Source organism: Vulcanococcus limneticus LL (assembly GCF_943369875.1).
Classification (GTDB): domain Bacteria; phylum Cyanobacteriota; class Cyanobacteriia; order PCC-6307; family Cyanobiaceae; genus Vulcanococcus; species Vulcanococcus limneticus_A.
Genome location: NZ_CALROT020000018.1, coordinates 1 through 16,782, shown reverse-complemented (window position 1 = coordinate 16,782; position 16,782 = coordinate 1). Strand labels below are relative to the sequence as shown.

General features: G+C 68.1%; 16 protein-coding genes. 10 read left to right on the top strand and 6 right to left on the bottom strand.

The genetic code is table 11. The annotated features are described in order from the left end of the window. The first annotated feature begins 15 nt into the window (after positions 1 to 15). Complete coding sequence (locus tag ACLV7J_RS14705) at positions 16 to 696, top strand: response regulator transcription factor (RefSeq protein WP_411869811.1); 681 nt, start codon at positions 16 to 18, stop codon at positions 694 to 696. After that, on the top strand, positions 693 to 2,003 hold the full coding sequence (locus ACLV7J_RS14700) for a sensor histidine kinase (RefSeq protein WP_411869810.1): 1,311 nt from the start codon (positions 693 to 695) through the stop codon (positions 2,001 to 2,003). The genes ACLV7J_RS14705 and ACLV7J_RS14700 overlap by 4 nt, the downstream gene beginning before the upstream one ends. Positions 2,004 to 2,015: 12 nt before the next feature. Here ACLV7J_RS14700 and ACLV7J_RS14695 read toward each other — a convergent pair whose 3' ends face one another. After that, on the bottom strand, positions 2,016 to 2,519 hold the full coding sequence (locus ACLV7J_RS14695; protein WP_411869809.1) for an HdeD family acid-resistance protein: 504 nt from the start codon (positions 2,517 to 2,519) through the stop codon (positions 2,016 to 2,018). 83 nt (positions 2,520 to 2,602) lie between these two features. Beyond that, positions 2,603 to 3,016 carry an MAPEG family protein gene (locus ACLV7J_RS14690; protein ID WP_411869808.1) on the bottom strand — a complete coding sequence of 138 codons (414 nt, stop codon included), beginning with the start codon at positions 3,014 to 3,016 and terminating at the stop codon, positions 2,603 to 2,605. An 83-nt stretch (positions 3,017 to 3,099) separates the two neighbouring features. On the opposite strand from ACLV7J_RS14690, the gene cysK reads away from it, so the two are divergent. Next, positions 3,100 to 4,083, top strand: coding sequence for a cysteine synthase A (gene cysK / locus ACLV7J_RS14685; protein WP_411869807.1), 984 nt, complete (start codon positions 3,100 to 3,102; stop codon positions 4,081 to 4,083). Positions 4,084 to 4,117: 34 nt separating this feature from the next. Here the strand turns inward: cysK and ACLV7J_RS14680 are convergent, their stop codons facing one another. The 3 genes from ACLV7J_RS14680 to ACLV7J_RS14670 are packed head-to-tail and all read right to left on the bottom strand — an operon-like array spanning position 4,118 to position 6,500. Further along, a complete protein-coding gene (locus ACLV7J_RS14680; RefSeq protein WP_411869806.1) occupies positions 4,118 to 4,342 on the bottom strand; it encodes a DUF6447 family protein in 225 nt (74 codons plus the stop codon). Positions 4,343 to 4,368: 26 nt separating this feature from the next. Continuing rightward, entirely contained in the window at positions 4,369 to 4,716 is a 348-nt protein-coding gene (locus ACLV7J_RS14675; RefSeq protein WP_411869805.1) for a hypothetical protein, read from the bottom strand. 44 nt (positions 4,717 to 4,760) lie between these two features. Next, positions 4,761 to 6,500 carry an ABC transporter ATP-binding protein gene (locus ACLV7J_RS14670; protein WP_411869804.1) on the bottom strand — a complete coding sequence of 580 codons (1,740 nt, stop codon included), beginning with the start codon at positions 6,498 to 6,500 and terminating at the stop codon, positions 4,761 to 4,763. Between the two features lie 44 nt (positions 6,501 to 6,544). Between ACLV7J_RS14670 and ACLV7J_RS14665 the strand changes: the two genes are divergently transcribed. From ACLV7J_RS14665 to folP, 3 genes are all read left to right on the top strand, one after another. Beyond that, entirely contained in the window at positions 6,545 to 6,730 is a 186-nt protein-coding gene (locus tag ACLV7J_RS14665) for an RNA-binding S4 domain-containing protein (RefSeq protein ID WP_411869843.1), read from the top strand. 146 nt (positions 6,731 to 6,876) lie between these two features. After that, positions 6,877 to 7,617 (top strand): triose-phosphate isomerase, encoded by a 741-nt coding sequence (gene tpiA, locus ACLV7J_RS14660; protein WP_411869803.1) that lies wholly within the window; start codon positions 6,877 to 6,879, stop codon positions 7,615 to 7,617. Positions 7,618 to 7,646: 29 nt separating this feature from the next. Then, positions 7,647 to 8,504 carry a dihydropteroate synthase gene (gene folP, locus ACLV7J_RS14655; protein WP_411869802.1) on the top strand — a complete coding sequence of 286 codons (858 nt, stop codon included), beginning with the start codon at positions 7,647 to 7,649 and terminating at the stop codon, positions 8,502 to 8,504. On the opposite strand, the gene ACLV7J_RS14650 is transcribed toward folP, so the two are convergent. After that, entirely contained in the window at positions 8,491 to 9,162 is a 672-nt protein-coding gene (locus tag ACLV7J_RS14650) for a hypothetical protein (protein ID WP_411869801.1), read from the bottom strand. The two genes, folP and ACLV7J_RS14650, sit on opposite strands and share 14 nt — an antisense overlap. A 408-nt stretch (positions 9,163 to 9,570) precedes the next feature. Between ACLV7J_RS14650 and ACLV7J_RS14645 the strand changes: the two genes are divergently transcribed. The 4 genes from ACLV7J_RS14645 to ACLV7J_RS14630 all read left to right on the top strand — a co-directional run. After that, complete coding sequence (locus ACLV7J_RS14645; protein ID WP_411869800.1) at positions 9,571 to 11,118, top strand: ABC transporter transmembrane domain-containing protein; 1,548 nt, start codon at positions 9,571 to 9,573, stop codon at positions 11,116 to 11,118. Further along, the gene (locus ACLV7J_RS14640) at positions 11,115 to 13,250 is read left to right on the top strand and encodes an ATP-binding cassette domain-containing protein (RefSeq protein ID WP_411869799.1); all 2,136 of its coding nucleotides are present in this window, start codon (positions 11,115 to 11,117) and stop codon (positions 13,248 to 13,250) included. The genes ACLV7J_RS14645 and ACLV7J_RS14640 overlap by 4 nt, the downstream gene beginning before the upstream one ends. Positions 13,251 to 13,296: 46 nt before the next feature. Continuing rightward, complete coding sequence (locus tag ACLV7J_RS14635; protein ID WP_411869798.1) at positions 13,297 to 14,766, top strand: HlyD family type I secretion periplasmic adaptor subunit; 1,470 nt, start codon at positions 13,297 to 13,299, stop codon at positions 14,764 to 14,766. 280 nt (positions 14,767 to 15,046) lie between these two features. Continuing rightward, a partial coding sequence (locus tag ACLV7J_RS14630; RefSeq protein WP_411869797.1) for a hypothetical protein occupies positions 15,047 to 16,782 on the top strand: 1,736 nt, incomplete at its 3' end.

The following is a 16,782-nucleotide window of genomic DNA, read 5'->3' as shown; positions in this document are numbered from 1 at the left end:
CCCATCCCCACCGCGATGCGCATCCTGTTGGCTGAAGACGATGCCCGGCTGGCGGAACCGCTGGTCGACTACCTGAGCCGGGATCAGCACCAGCTCACCTGGGTTTCCAACGGCAACCGGGCCCTGGAAGCCCTGCTGAGCGACGGCTACGACCTGGCCCTGCTCGACTGGATGCTGCCCGGCCGTGACGGCCTGTCGGTGGTGCAGGAGCTGCGACGCCAGGGCAACGACACCCTGGTGCTGATGCTCACGGCCCGCGACGCCGAGGCCGATGTGGTGGCCGGGCTGGAGGGCGGCGCCGACGAGTACGTGGTGAAGCCCTTCCGGATGGTGGAGCTGGCGGCCCGTATCCACTCGCTGGAGCGCCGCAGTGAGCGGCCCTACCGGCCCCCTGAACTGGGCTGGCGAACCCTGCGGCTCGATCCAGCGGAGGCACGGGTGAGCCTGGGGGCGGAGGAGCTCAGCCTCACCGCCAAGGAACTGCAACTGCTGGAGTGGTTTCTGCGCCATCCCGGACGGCTGTTCAGCCGCGCCCAGCTGCTCGAGCAGCTCTGGTCGACGGAGGGGGAGTCGAGCGGGGACACGGTGAAGACCCACCTCAACAACCTGCGACGCAAGCTGCGGGCGGCCGGCAGCGACGATCCCATCGAGACCGTTCACGGCCTCGGCTATCGGCTCGCCAAGCCACAGCCATGAGCTGGCCCCTGCGCCGCTGCCGGCCCACCGGCCGCCCCGCCCGCTCCCTGAGGCGCCAACAGCGGGAGCTGTTTCTGCTCTACCTCGGCAGCCTGGCGGCCCTGCTGCTGATCGTGGCGGCGGTGGTGCGGGGGGTATCGAGGCAGACGGAGCTCGCCGAGCTGCGCAGCCAGCTCAACCTGATCGGCGAGGACATCGCCAGCCTGCCCCTGCCGCACGCCGGCCAAGGGCAGCCGCTGCAGAACAGCCAAAGGAACTTCACCACGTCCCACAAGCAGGTGGAGTGGTTCGTGGAGGGACGCCAGGAGCCGCTGGCCCGGCTCGGCGAGGCGCGCGAGCTCGGCGCCCTGCCGCCGCGGCTCCCCGGGCAGCGGATCATCTGGCAGGAAGGGCCGGACTGGCTCGCCCTGGTGCGCCCGGTGGAGGTCCGGGGCAGCCGCGCCGTCTGGCTGCGCATCAGCGCCGGCCTGGAGCCGGTGGAGGAGCATCTGCGCCAGCTGGATCTTGCCCTGGCCCTGGCGGTGCTGCTGGCCCTGCTGCTGAGTGGCCTCTGCTCCTGGGGGCTGACGCGCCGGGCCGTGCAGCCCCTGGAGCGCAGCCTCGAGCGTCTGCGCCAGTTCAGCCTGGATGCCTCCCATGAACTGCGCGGTCCCCTGGCGGCCCTGGCCGCCAATGCCGAGATGGGCCTGCTCGATTGCGACTCCAGACCCACAGCCGCCCCGGGGGCCGCGCAGACAAGCGACGACCGCCAGCGCCGGCGCTTTGACGCGATCGCCAGCGCCACGGAGCAGATGCAGCAGCTCGTGGACGACCTGCTGCTGCTGGCCCGCCAGGACACCCAGCGCCTGGAGAGCCCAGGCCCCCTCGACCTCTCCCTGGTGGTGACCCAGCAGCTCGACCTGCACCGCGATGGCCTGGCCCTGGGGGAGCACCCCCTCACCGTGGCGATCGAACCGGGTGTGACGGTGCTGGGCCAGGGGCCGCTGCTGCAGCGGCTGGTGCGCAACCTGCTGGACAACGCCCAGCGCTACACCCCCCGCGGCGGCGCCATCGGCGTGGCCCTGGAGGCACAGAGCGGTAAAGCCGTCCTGGCCGTGAGCGATGCCGGCGTGGGCCTCAGCGCCGAGGAGCTGCCCCGGGTGTTCGACCGCTTCTGGCGGGCCAGCGCCGAGCGGGGACGGGGCGGCACCGGCCTGGGGCTGGCGATCGCCGCACGGATCTGCACGGCCCATGGCGGCACGATCCAGGTGTCGAGCCGGCCGGGGCAGGGCAGCTGTTTCCGGGTGGAGCTGCCGCTGCTGGGCTGAAGCGGGAGGGGCTCAGGCCTCGGCCGCCGGTGCGCTGAGCAGGCGCACACCGGTGAAGAACAGGGAGATGCCGAACAGCGTGCCCACGGCCCAGAGGCTGTCGGTGGGCCATTCGGCCACCAGCAGCCCGCCCAGCAGGGCCGTGATCACCCCATCGGCGAGCACCAGTCCGCGGGCCTCGGCCTGGCTGGCAGCGGCTGCCGCCAGTTCCATCACCCCCTCGGCGATCAGCAGCAGCCCCACAAACAGCGTGAGGCTCACCTCGCTCTGCACCGGGTAGGCCACCACCCAGAGGCCGGCCGCGAGGTAGAAGATGCCGGTGAGGCCCCGGAAGATCCTGGCTTTGCCGCCCTCCACCTGGCCGAGGCGCAGCAGCTGGCCCACGCCGGCCACGGCCGCGATCACACCGATGCTGAGGGTGAGGGCGGTGGCGGAGAGAAAGGGCAGGGCCACCGAGGCGGCCGCCGCCAGGAACAGCAGGGCGGCGGTGATCCAGCGAAGGGTCTTGGGGGTCATGGCGTTGGGGTCTGCAGGCCCAGGCTAGGCAGAGGCACCGCCGCTGCCCCCCTGGCCCACCCGGACGCGGGCCCGGTGCCTCCTCAGGCTCCGAGCGCCTGGATCAGCCCCACGGCCGCCAGCACCAGCAGCAGGGTGGAGGCCAGGAAGCTGAGGGCGAATCCTGGGGCCCGTTTCTCAGGGGCCTGGGCGTAGCCCACGGCGTAGGCGATGCGGGCGCCCACCCACACCATGCCGGTGATGCCGGCCACCCGGGGGTCGGCGTAGAGGCTGGCCAGCCAGAGGGCCGGAAGAAACACCGGCAGCTGCTCGAGGGTGTTCTGCTGGGCCCGCAGCACCCGCTCAAACCCGTCGGGGCCGGTGGTGGCGGGCGGTCGCACGCCATAGCGGAGGCGGGCCTGACCCACGGCCATGGCCAGGCCCTGGTAGGTGATCAGCGCCACCAGGGTCACCAGGCTGGCACTGGCCAGCGCGGGGCTGGAGAGATCAAGACTCATCGCCGAACGCTAGCGGCCATGCCCCGTTGGCCCGGCTCGACGCCATCCTTAGGCTTCGTGCACAGTCCCCCCGTTCCCTCTTCATGGCCGCGATCTACAGCGACAACAGCCTGACGATCGGCAAGACGCCGCTGGTGCGCCTGAACCGGGTGAGCGCCGGCGCCAAGGCCCAGGTGCTGGCCAAGATCGAGGGCCGCAACCCCGCCTATTCGGTGAAGTGCCGGATCGGCGCGGCCATGATCGCGGCGGCCGAGCGCGACGGACTGCTGGGCGAGGGCAAGGAGATCATCGAGCCCACCAGCGGCAACACCGGCATCGCCCTGGCCTTCGTGGCGGCCAGCAAGGGCATCCCGCTCACCCTCACCATGCCGGAGACGATGAGCCTGGAGCGCCGCAAGCTGCTCACGGCCTACGGCGCCAGGCTGGAGCTCACCGAGGGCCGCCTCGGCATGACCGGCGCCGTGAACCGGGCCAAGGAGATCGCCGCCAGTGATCCCGCTCGCTACGTGCTGCTGCAGCAGTTCGTGAATCCGGCCAACCCCCAGATCCACCACGACACCACCGGCCCGGAGATCTGGAACGACACCGAGGGCCAGGTGGATGTGCTGGTGTCGGGCGTGGGCACCGGCGGCACGATCACGGGGGTGAGCCGCTACATCAAGACCACCCTGGGCAAGCCCCTGGTGAGCGTGGCGGTGGAGCCCAAGAACAGCCCGGTGATCAGCCAGACCAAGGGCGGCCTGGCCCTGCAGCCCGGCCCCCACAAGATCCAGGGCATCGGCGCGGGCTTCGTGCCCGGCAACCTGGATCTCGGCCTGGTGGACCGGGTGGAGCAGGTGAGCGACGAGGAGGCCGTGGCGATGGCCCGCCGGCTCACCAAGGAGGAGGGGATCCTGGCGGGCATCAGCTGCGGGGCGGCCACGGTGGCGGCGGTTCGCCTGGCCCACGAAGACGCCTACGCCGGCAAGACGATCGTGGTGGTGCTGCCAGATTCCGGAGAGCGCTACCTCAGCTCGGTGCTGTTCGAGGGGATCTTCAACGAGCGGGGCCTGCCGGTCACGGCCTGAGCCTGGGGCCGGCAGGCCACCCGCCCCCTCCGGATCAGCCCGGCAGGGGGGTAATGGTCTTGAGCCGCTCGTTGAGCTGCACCGCCAGCGACTGGCGGCCCACGGCCAGCACCTTGAGGGTGTCCTCATGGATGCGCAGCTGGGTGTCGGCCACCTGCAGGCCCCGCACCAGCTCCTTGAGCTCCTCGGGCAGGCCGTTGAGGTCGTAGCGCTTGCCCTCGAAGGTGAGCACGGGCGGTTGCTGAGCGGAATCGGTCACAGGGGCTGGAAAGTCCAGATCCCAGCCTAGGCCTGGCTCGGGGGGCTGTCCGTGGAACCCGTGGACCGGGCCGCCGGCAGGCTGGGCACCAGGGGACGCTTGAAGAAGAACATCAGCAGCGGTCCCACCGGGGAGGCCTCCACCATCTCCCAGCCCTCCTTGCCCAGCAGGTTGAGGAAATACTGCAGCTGCTCAGCCGGGTGCTTAGGAACCTGGGCCGCAGCGCTGCCGTACTGATCCGGAAACTCCCGGGCGATGAACTCCGGACTGAGCACACCGTGCAGCTTCTCGCTGGCGGCCTGGGGATCGGGCGGTTGGGGGGGCCTGTTGCTGTCCACGTTGATGTGGATCACCCGGTATTCCCACTGCGCCATGGAGCACACCGCCGCTGTCGTCCTGGCGGCCCAGGCTAAAGCGATCAGCTGGCCCCGCGGATCAGCTGGCGCTCGCACAGATCGCGGTAGCGGCCAGGCCGGCTGATCAGCAGGTCGTGGCTGCCCTGATCGACGATGCGGCCCTGCTCCAGCACCACGATGCGATCCGCCTCCTGCACGGTGGAGAGGCGGTGGGCGATCACCAGCACGGTGCGGCCGGCCATGGCCTGGTCCAGCCCCCGCTGCACCGCCTGCTCCGACTCGGCATCCAGGGCGCTGGTGGCCTCATCCAGCAGCAGGATCGCCGGATCCCCCAGCACGGCGCGGGCAATGGCCAGGCGCTGCAGCTGTCCGCCGGAGAAGTTGCTGCCCCGCTCCTCCACGCGGCTGTCGTAGCCGCCGGGCAGGGCCTCGATGAAGCCGTCGGCGTTGGCGAGCTGGGCGGCGGCGCGGATCTGCTCACGGCTCACCGGGCGGCCGAAGGCGATCGCCTCGGCCACCGTGCCGGAGAACACGTTGCTCTGCTGGGGTACCAGGGCCACGGCCCGGCGCAGCTCGGCGGCCCGCAGGTCCGCCAGGTCCTGGCCGTCAAGCAGGAGGCGGCCCCGCTGGGCGGTGTTGAAGCGCAGCAGCAGGGAAAAGAGGGTGCTCTTGCCGGCGCCGGAGGGGCCCACCAGGGCCACCACCTGACCCGGGGCAATGCGCAGGTCGAGGTCCTGAAGCACCGGCTGGGCGGGGTCGTAGCCGAAGCCCACCCCCTCCAGCACCAGCTCCCCGTGCACCTGACCGAGGGCCCGGGCATCGGCGCGATCGGGGGGCTCCACGGCCTCCTGCTCGATCTGGCGCAGGCGCCGCAGCGAGGCCTGGCCCTGCTGAAACTCGTTGTAGTTGGTGGTGAGGTGGCTGATGGGATCGATCAGCATCAACAGGGCCGCCACGTAGCTGCTGAAGCCCTGGCCCGTGAGCTCGCCCGCCTGGATCCGGGCGGCCCCCATCAGCAGCACCGCCAGGATGCCGGCGGCCTCGAGGAAACCCACCACCGGGTACTGCAGGGCCAGCAGCTGCTGGGTGCGGTAGCGGGCGCGGCGGTGCAGGTCGATCTCGGTGTCGAAGCGGCGCTGCAGCCAGGGTTCGGCCGCGAAGGCCCGCACAAGCGGCAGGCCACCGATGGCCTCGGCCAGCAGGGCCGCCAGCTCGCTCACCTGCTTCTGGCTGCGCTCGGCCGCGCCCATCACCCGCGCCCCGAACAGGCTCACCAGCACGGCCACCAACGGCGCCAGCAGCAGGGTGCCGACGGACAGCTTCCAGTCGAGCCAGACCATGTAGCCGAACACCACCATCAGCTGCAGGGCCGAGGGGGTGGTGTCCTGAATCGTCTTGTAGATCACCTCACCGACGCGGTCGGCGTCCTCGGTGAGGCGGTAGGTGAGATCGCCCGAGGAGAGCTTTTCCAGGGCGCCGAACTCCAGGCGCTGCAGCCGGGCGAACAGGCGCCGCCGCAGCTCCTGGCTCACCTGCAGGGCGGGGTCGGCCAGCAGCGTGTCCTGGCCGAACTGGGCCAGCTTCTGCAGCAGAAACACGGAGAGGGCCAGGCCCACCACCTGCAGCACCCGGTTGAAGTCGCCGGCGCCGATGGCGGGAATCAGCTGACCCGCCAGCCAGGCGAGCAGGGGCCAGCAGACCACGAACACGAGGGTGCACAGCCACCCGGCCACCAGGCTGCGGCGATGGGGCTGCAGCAGAGGCAGCAGGCGCCGGAAGCCGGCCGAGGGGGGTGCGAGCATCGGGGCAAGCTATCAGCGCTGTTTTGGCGGACGCCCCCGAACCCATCCGGCTGGATCAGTTCCTGAAGTTCCAGGGGCTGGTGGGCACTGGCGGCGAGGCCAAGCAGCGCATCCAGGGGGGCGAGGTGCGGGTCAACGGCTTCCAGGAGACGCGCCGGGGCCGCAAGCTCAAGCCGGGCGACCGGGTGGAGATCGGCGGCCAGACCCACCCCGTGCCGCCGCCGGCCTGAACACCAGCCTGCCCCCGATCCTCGAGGCCGCAGGGGGGCTCAGCCGGAACTCCGACCTGCCGCAGGGTGCCCTGGCGCGACTGGGGGCGGCGAGGACCCCGGAAGGCCGGCCTTTAGGTTAATACTCTGTTTTTTCCCTGGACGCCGTGGGCAAGTCGGTCATCGCGGGCAACTGGAAGATGCACATGACCTGCGCCGAAGCGCAGGCCTTTGCGGACGCCTTCAAGCCCCTGGTGGCCCACCTGCCCGCCGGCCGGGAGGTGGTGCTGGCGCCCCCCTTCACGGCGATCGCCACCCTGAGCACGGCCCTGGCGGGCACCGGCATCCTCGTGAGCGCCCAGAACGTGCACTGGGATGGCTCGGGCGCCTACACCGGCATGATCTCGGCGGCGATGCTGCTGGAGCACGGCGTGACCCACGCGATCGTGGGCCACAGCGAGCCGCGCAAATACTTCTCCGAAACGGATGAGCAGATCAACCTGCGGGCCCGGGCGGCCCAGAAGGCCGGCCTGATTCCCATCCTGTGCGTGGGCGAGAGCGACTCCCAGCGCGAGGGCGGTGAGGCCGAGCGGGTGATCCAGCGCCAGGTGGAGCAGGGCATCGACGGCCTCGATCCGGCCCGGCTGATCGTGGCCTACGAGCCGATCTGGGCCATCGGCACCGGCAAGACCTGCGAGGCCGCCGAGGCCAACCGCATCTGCGGGCTGATCCGCCAGTGGGTGGGCTACCCCGAGGTGGTGATCCAGTACGGCGGCTCGGTGAATCCGGGCAACATCGACCAGCTGATGGCCCAGAGCGACATCGACGGCGTGCTGGTGGGTGGCGCCTCCCTGCAGCCCGAGAGCTTCGCCCGGATCGCCAACTACCAGGTGCCGGTGGCGGCCTGAGCGCCGCCACCGGCCGCAGGGCAGCCGCCATGGCCCTGGCCTGGGGATCGCAGACCTACGTGATGGGGGTGATCAACCTCACCCCCGATTCCTTCAGTGACGGCGGCCGCTTCAACGCGCCCGAGCGGGCCCTGGCCCAGGCCCGACGGCTGGTGGCCCAGGGGGTGCACCTGCTGGATCTAGGGGCCCAGAGCACGCGCCCCGGCGCGGCGGACATCGGCGCCGCGGAGGAACGGGCCCGGCTGCTGCCGGCGCTGCGGCTGATCCTGGAGGCGCGCGCCGCGGGCGATCTGCCCCATCCCGAGGGCTTCACCCCCCTGCTCTCGATCGACACCTTCCGGGCCCCCGTGGCGGCGGCGGCCCTGGAGGCCGGCGCCGACTGGATCAACGACGTGGGCGGCGGCCAGCTGGATCCCGCCATCCTGAACGTGGTGGCCGCAGCGGGTTGCCCCTACGTGCTGATGCACAGCCGAGGCGACAGCCGCACGATGGACCAGCTGGCCCACTACGACGCCGTGGGAGCCGAGGTGCTGGAGGAGCTGCGCCGCAGCACGGAGCGGGCCCTGGCAACGGGGATTCGCCGGGAGCAGCTGATCTGGGATCCGGGCCTGGGCTTCGCCAAGACCACCCGCCACAACCTGGAGCTGCTCGACGCCCTGCCCCAGCTGCGAAGCGAGGGCTTTCCCTTGCTGGTGGGCCCCTCGCGCAAGCGCTTCATCGGCGAGGTAGTGGGAGAGCCAAGGCCCCGGGCACGGCTGTGGGGAACGGCCGCCGTGGCGACCAAGGCGATCGCCGGAGGCGCCGACATCCTGCGGGTGCACGACGGCGGACCGATCGTGCAGACGGCCCGCATGGCCGATGCCCTCTGGCGGCTCAGGCGGGGGTGAACTCGATGTGGCCGTCGCTGCTGATCCTGGCCTTGGAGAAGAAGCGGGCGGTGGCATCGGAGATGTGACCCTTGGCCGCCAGCACCTCCCCCAGCAGACCGCCGCCAGCCTTCTGGGCCGCCAGGGCCTCCTGCAGCTGGTCCTGGCTGATCACACCACTCTCCACGAGCCGCTCCCCGAGGCGCTTGTCGTTGAAGCCGGACTCGTCAAACAGGGACGGGTTGAGCAGCAGTTCCAGCAGGGCCGGGGGGATCTGCAGGTTGAGCTTGAGAAACTCGCCGAAGCGCTGGCTGCCGGAGAAGGGACGGTATTCCAGGAGCAGCCGATCCAGCTCGGCGGCGTCAATCACGCCCGCCTGCACGAGCTTGTCGCCCAGGGTCTTGCGCTGGAAGCTGGCCACCTGCTGCTCGCTCTCGGCCAGGTCGCCCTCCACCAGCTGGGGCTCGGAGAACTGCTCGCGCACCCAGGGATCGGTGGAGAGGAACTGCAGCAGCTCCGTGGGGTTGATGGTGAGGCTGCCGAACTGCTGCTCCAGCAGCTCCTCCACGAAGGCCACCTCGGTGCTGGGTCCAAGCACCTGGAAGGGCTGACGCTGGCCCCGGCCGGTGGCGATCAGCTCAAGCTGCACCTGGGGGGCAGGCAGACGGATGCGCAGCATCGTGGCGAGGACAGAGAGCGCTGAGCGGACCCTAGCGGGGACACTTGGACCTGACAGCGCCTGGCGGCCACACGGAAATCGGGACCCCAGGCCAGACGGAACGCAGAACCGGTGATGGAGGCGCAGCCACGACTAGTCACCACGCCACAGGTGTGTCACCTCCCGCAGGGTTTCGTTGCCAAGTGCCCCACAACCCTCTAAACAAGGCTGAAATGGAAGGCCAAGGGGCAGGAGAACGTGGTCGGATCAGCCGCCGTCAGCACCGCAGGATCCCAGGCCAGGCGTGCCGGGAGATCGCTGCAGAGCTTCTTCAACCACCTCCTCGACCTGCTGCAGGAGCTCTGTCACCACAAATTCTTCTCGAGTCTGCAGCAGACCGACTGGAGCGAGTATCAGGTTGGACCCATTGTGGTCAGCTCCGTCCTGATCAACCTGCTGGAGCTGGCCTCGCCCGTCTATATCAACCTCGTCTACACCACAATCCTGCCCACCCGCTCGGTGTCGAGCCTGCTGGTGCTCACGGTGGGCATCGTGGTGCTGCTGACCCTGGCCGGCTGGCTGCGGGCGGTGCGGGGCAACCTCACCGGCTTCGACGGCGCCCGCATCGAGCACCAGCGACGGATGGAGGCCTTGGCCCACTTCACCCAGCTGCGCCTGGGCGACTACCTCAAGGACTCGCCGGCCACCCACGCCGAGCGCCTGAACAGCATCAACCTGCTGCGGGACGAGAGCGCCATCCAGGCCTTCACCACGGCGATCGACCTGGCCTTCTCGCTGCTGTTCGTGCTGGTGCTGTTCCTGATCGGCGGCAGCCTCGGCCTGATCGCCGTGCTGGCGATCGTGGTGTACCTGTTCCGGGCCCTGCAGTTCGCCCGCGAATTCGAGGCGATCTCCCGCGGCAAGGATCAGCTCGAACTGGAGCGGATCAACTACCAGTCCCAGATCATGGGCTCGATCGATCTGATCAAGTCCAACGGCCTGGGCCGGGTGTTCCTCACGGGCAACGAGGAGCGCCAGGAGCGCGTGGCCTGGCAGCGCATGCAGAACTACATGTTCTCGGGCCAGTACCAGGCCTTCGGCAGCCTGATGAGCCAGGTCACCATGGCCGCCCTTGTGACCTGGGGGGCCTTTCTGGTCATCACCGGCCGCCTCCCCGTGGGCGGCCTGGCCGCCGCCCTGCTGCTGGGGGGCAAGATCCTGCAGCCCTGGCAGCAGGCCCTCGGACTGTGGAGCAGCTACCGCCGCCTGATCCACGCCCGCGACGAGCTGGAGACGCTGATGGCCCTGCCGTCGGAACCGGACGGTGGACCCGAGGCCCTGCAGGCCGATCAGCCCCTCCAGATCACCATCCAGGGCCAGGCCCTGACCCCGATCCAGGCGGGAACAGCGGTGCTGGTGCGTGACCAGAACCTCGGCGGGGATGCCCGCCGCCTGTTCCTCCAGCTGTTGCAGGTGGAGCAGACCGGCGATCTGACGCTGAACGGCCATGCGATCGGCGACTACGGCCGCGAGCGCCTGCGCCAGGACGTGGTCTACGTGGATCCCTCCCAGGACTTCTTCGACGGCACCCTGCTGCAGAACATCACCGCCTTCCAGCCCAACCGCTATGGGCGCAAGGCCCTGTTCTGGTCGGTACTGCTGGGCGTGGATGCCAAGGTGCGCGCCCTCTCGGAGGGCTACAGCACGCCCATGGGCACCAGCCAGCCCAGCGGCCTCTCGCGGGACAGCCTGCAGCAGTTCCAGGTGATCCGCGGCATCGCCCGCGACCCGCTGCTGCTGTTGGTCGACCTCAGCGACAGCTCCTACGGCAAGGAGTTCATCGACGGGCTGGCAAGGCTCGTGAAGCGGACCAAGGGGCGCACCACCGTGCTGATCTGCGGTGCCGGCAACGCCCTCAAAGCCGTGACTGACCAGGCCATCGACCTGCCCCGCCTGACCGCTGAGGTGACCCCATGACCAGCAGCCGCAACCTCCTACTCCGGGACCTGACCCTCAGCCCCGAGGCGCCCCTGGCCTTCTGCCTGCGGCTGTTGCTGCAGCAGCTGATGTGGACGGGACAGCCCGAGGAGCTGTTCGAGCTGATCGGCGACGATCCGCGCGCCATGGATCTGGTGGATGTGCGCAACGTGATGTTGCGCCTCGGCTATGGCAGCCGCAGTGAGACGTTGGAGAGCTGGAGCCAGCTCAACCCCAACCTGCTGCCCTCGCTCTACCTCGCGCCGGACAATGTGCCCTATGTGCTGTCCCGCGACAGCAAGGGCGAGATCGTGGCCGGCAACGTGGGCGGCCGGGTGGATCCCACCAGCCTGCCCTGCGGGGGCCAACTGGTGGTGCTGCAGGAGCGCTATGCGGTGGAGCGCGTGGGTCTGCTGCAGCAGATCGCCTACCGCTTCACCAATCGCATCAGCCTTCTCTATGGCATCAGCTTCGCCCTGGCGTTGCTGGCCCTCACGCTGCCCTTCTACATCCGGGCGATCTACAACATCTCGATTCCGAGCAACAGCATCGTCTCCACGGTGTGGATCTTCATCGGCGTGCTGGTGCTGTTCGGGCTCGACTGGGTGCTGCGCCAGTGGCGCGCCAGCCAGCTGGCCCTGCTCTCCGGGCGGATCGAAAGCCTGATGGGGGTGAGCGTCGTCGAGAAGCTGTTCTCGCTCGATTACCGCCAGATCGAATCGGTGGGGCGCAATGGCCTCTACTTCCGCCTGCGCAACCTCGAGAGCCTGCTGGGCTACCTGCAGGGACCCCTGGCCCTGGCCTGCCTGGACTTCCCCTTCATCGTGATCTATCTGGCCGCGGTCATGATGATCGCCGGCTGGCTGGTGATGGTGCCGATCGTGCTGATGATCATCACGGCGGTTGTGGTGCTGTTCCTGACGCGCTTCTACGCCGGTGCCGCCGATCTCACCCAGAGCACCGGGGCCGGCATCGGCCTAGCCCAGCAGGAACTGGTGTCTCGCTTCCTGGAGGTGAAGACCGCCAATATCGAGTGGGTGTGGCTGCAGAAGCTCCGGGGCCTCTCGGCCCAGAGCAGCATGAGCAGCCTGGCCCTCAACAAACAAGCCAACCGACTGCAGGCCCTTCTCAGCACGATGTCCCAGCTGGCGGGTGTGCTGACCCTCTCGCTCGGGGCCTGGATGGTGATCGGCAGCAGCCGGCCGGATCCGGCTGCTATGGGCTCGCTGATTGCAGCGATGTTTTTCGTGTGGCGCATCTTCACGCCGTTCCAGCTGCTGATGAATGCGCTGCTGCGCTACGCCAACATGACCAGTCAGTACAAACAGCTGGATCAGTTCCTCAAGCTGCGCAGCAGCGGCTCGAGCAAAACTGGCTTTGGCACCAGCACCCCGCGCCTGCGGGGCAACGTCATCCTGGATTCGGCGGCCTGCCGGCTCAGCACCGATGGGGGCCTGGCCCTGAGCCGGGTGTCGCTGTCGGTGGCGCCGGGGCAGATCCTGGCGGTCACCGGCACGGCAGGTTCCGGCAAGAGCGTGGCCCTAAAGGTGATCGACCAGCTCTACCCCCTGGCCACGGGCACCCTGCTCTTCGATGGCAACGACTATCGCCAGTTCAGCACCGAGGCCCTGCAGCGCAACATCGCCTACCTGATGCCCAGTGTGGAACTGCTGCCGGGGACGATCTGGTCCAACCTCACGGCCATGAACCCCGATGCCACGGTGGAGGGTGTGCGCCGGGTCTGCCAGCAGCTGGGAATCCTGGAGATTCTCGAATCGCTCCCGGATGGTCTCTACACGCCGCTGAGCAAGGACATCTCCTATCAGATCCCCTTCGGCGTCCGGAAATTGATCGCCCTTGCCCAGGCCGTGATCAAGGACACACCGATCCTGCTGCTGGACGACATCAGCCAGGGCCTCGCACCGGATCAGTTCCAGCGGGTGCTGGACGTGCTCCCAAGCCTGCGCCGCTGCGCCTTCAGTGGCCAGGAGCGCAGCGTGATCCTCTCCACTGATAACAAGGCCCTGCTGGAGCTGGCCGACCGGCTCTGCATCCTCGACAAGGGGGTGACCGCCTTCCAGGGCACGCCGGAAGAGCTGAGGTCCCAGATGAAACAGCGCACCGCCGCCTGAGTTTCAGCCCCTTTCACCGCTTCCGTTCCCCTCACCGTCTGCGGCCATGACCCACACCCCCGCCAATCCCAACAGCAGCCCCGACAGCTCCTCCCTCGCCCAGGCCGGCAGCGGCAGAGGCGGCGAACTGGCTTTGCCACCGGGCAGTGCCCTGCTGCGGCAGTTGCCGGGGCTCGACAACCCGGATGCCATGGGCCTGGTGGGCCGCAACCGGCTCAGCCAAGCGCTCGAGCTGGAGGAAAAACCCGACAGCCGCTACCTGCGCATGGCCCTTTACGGGCTGGGTGCCGCCTTCCTGATCTTCATTCCCTGGGCAGCGCTGACGCCGGTGAACGAGGTGGTGATCGCCTCCGGTGAGGTGGTGCCTGAGGGCAATGTGAACACGATCCAGCACCTGGAGGGCGGCATCGTGGAACGCATCGCCGTGCAGGAGGGCGACCAGGTGAAGAAGGGCGATCTGATCATGCAGCTGCGCCCCAACCTGGTGGACAGCGAATACAAGGCGGCGCGCCAGAAGCTGCAGGCCCTCACGCTGCAGCAGGCCCAGCTGCAGGCCGCCATCCGCGGCGACAACAACCTGCCGCCCTCAATCAAGGAACTGGGCGCCCTGGGCAGCAAGGTGCAGACGGCCCAGCTGAACCTACTCAACAGCCGGCTCGACAACACCCAGGACCAGATCGCCACGGTGCAGGCCCAGATTGACCAGAAGCGAGCAGAGATCGCCCGCTTCAACGACCAGGAAGCCAAGTTCCTGCGGGAGCAGGACCTGCTGCGCCAGGGCGTGAGCATGTACGAGAAGCTCGACAACCAGGGGGCGGTGTCACGCCTGCAGGTGGTGAATGCCCAGCGGGAGCTGGCGGCCTCGAACACCCGCCTGGCCGAACTGCGGGGCAACCGGGAGGTGTCGTACAAACTGCTCACCGAGGCCCAGGCCAAGATGCGCAGCCTGCGGTCTGGCCTGCTGCTGGAGGACAACTCCAAGATCGCCGCCCTGACCAACGAAGAGGCCGTGGTGGCCGAGGACATCCGCAAGGTGCGCAACCGGCTGGAGCGCACCAGCATCCTGGCTCCTGTGAGCGGCCTGGTGCAGGACGTGCGCTACAAGAACGCCTCGGCCGTGGTGGGCCCTGGCTCCGTGATCGCCTCAGTGGTGCCCGATGGCACCCCACGGCTGGTGGAGGCCCGGGTGCGGCCCGCCGACATCGGCTTTGTGAAGATGGGCCAGAAGGCCGAGATCAAGTTGCAGCCCTACGACTACTCCATTTACGGGGCCGTACCCGGCCAGGTGATCGCCATCTCCCCCACCACCTTCCAGAACCCGGACGATCGCCAGTACTACTACCGGGTGAAGATCGCCCTGGATGAGCAGTATGTGGATCCAAAGAACCGCCGCTACCCCATCCTGCCGGGCATGACCCTCACGGCTGACATCCAGGGCCCCAAGCGCAGCGTGCTCCGCTATCTGTTCCAGCCGCTGACCCGCACGATGAACTCCGCCTTCCGCGAGTCGCGCTGAGCGAAGCCACTACAACCCACACGAGGAAGATGGCGCCCCGAGGGGCGCCATTTTTTGTGGCGCAACCTGCGGCTCTCAGCAACTCTTCAGCTGTGGGCAGATCGCAGGTGGTGACAGGGATCCGGGGGGATGGGGAGAGGGCGACGTGTATCCACAGCGAAACTCTCAGCCATTTCTAGTGGAGTGGTGGGAAGGGTATCCGTAGCTTGATTGCAGATGGGGATCGTGTGCGCTTTGGCGCGTCGACCCTGCGTTCCTCCGCCGTCGTTGAGCTCCCGTCATGACCTCGACCCCCTACATCCCCGGCCCCACCCCCGACGAAACCACCACGACGACGGCGGACGCAGCGGCAGCGGCAGCGGCGGAAGAAGAGCGCAAGCTCTCACAACAGGCTGGCGCCACTGACCCCTACACCCAGACGACCGCTCCGGGGACACCGGGTGGCAATACCGGACTGGGAGACACGGGGATCACCAGCCCGACGGACGGCTTCTCCCTGGACCCGGTGGGATCGGTCGCCTACACCCCTTCAACGAACCTGTTTGTACCCGTCAGTGAAGGCGGTCTCGGTGGCGGAGAGCTCCCCGGGGGAATTGCGCCGGCGGCAGCACCTGTTGTCGGCGAGCTTCCAGTCAACCAGGTTCCAGAGGCGCCGACCGCTCAATTCACAACTCCTACCTCTGAAGCGACCTTGCTGGCGGCGGAACCAGCTCCTGAACCCACTCCTGAACCCACTCCTGAACCGACGCCGGAACCCACTCCGCAGCCGACACCAGAGCCCACCCCTGAGCCGACACCAGAGCCGCCGGGCGGTGGTGGTGGTGGTGGTGATGGTGGTGCAACTGCTTTACCGGTTTCCTTTCAGCTGGACGATGAAGCAGTTCTGCCCGGAAGTGAGGACGGTATCGGCAATGCTGGTGGGCCTGGAGATGTTCCCCTCGAACCCGGCTTCTACCAGGGAACCCTGCCCTTCACCGTTACCCCTGGGGCAGGGACCGTGTTGCTAACGCCGCCAACTCTCCCTGATGGCTTCGTGGCCCTTGACTCGGCCGGGAACGCGATCCCAGCCGGGGGTAGCACATCATTGATTGTGTACCAGATCGGCAAAGGGATCGAAGGCACGAATCTGGCAGTCATGGAGGTTACCCTTGAGGACGCGACCTCTGGTAGGTACACGATCAAGCTGCTCAATCCAGTAGTGCACGACAAGCTGGATAATACGCAGAATCCAGATCCAGAAGCCGATCCAGACCCCGGCAACTATGACAACGCTGAGAACGATATTACTTTTAACCTCAGTTACTTGGTGACCGGTGGCAATGGCCAAACGGCTTCATCCACCATCACCATTAGTATCGATGATGACACGCCAGTCGCACTTCCCCCTCAAGAAGCTTCAATCGAGGCGCTTCTTGACGAAAGCGGGCTGATTGAAGGCCAGGAATCCGACGTTGATAGCTCGACTGGCAATCCTGATGATGACAACGCCGGTGATGCCCTTGGAACATCCGACGAGGACTCCGGCGGAAGCTCCATTGCCACACTATTCTCGATCGGATCAGACAATGGAGTCGCAACGGATGCCAAGCCGAGCTATGGCTTCGCCATAGACGCCAGCAGCCTGGACAACCTTGGCCTCACCTCCAACGGCAATCCCGTCACTTGGGCCAGCGACAACACCGACGCCGACACCAGCACACTCACCGCCTCAGCTGGGGGTCGCACGGTCCTCACGGTGACCATTGACAAGGCAACCGGCAACTGGTCAGCTAATCTTGACGCCCAGTTTGACCACGTCGCAGGTGACGGCGAAAACACAGCACTGGCCAATGGCTCTCCTGAAGGGCTCGATCGCATTGATCTCTCCGGTGTTCTCACCGCCACCGATGCCGATGGCGATACCGTCTCCGGCGCTGCTTCCGAATCCTTCACCATCGCGATTCAGGACGATATCCCCATCGCGGTGACCAACCCCACCGGGATCACTGCCACGGTGGAAGAAGATGGCATGTCACT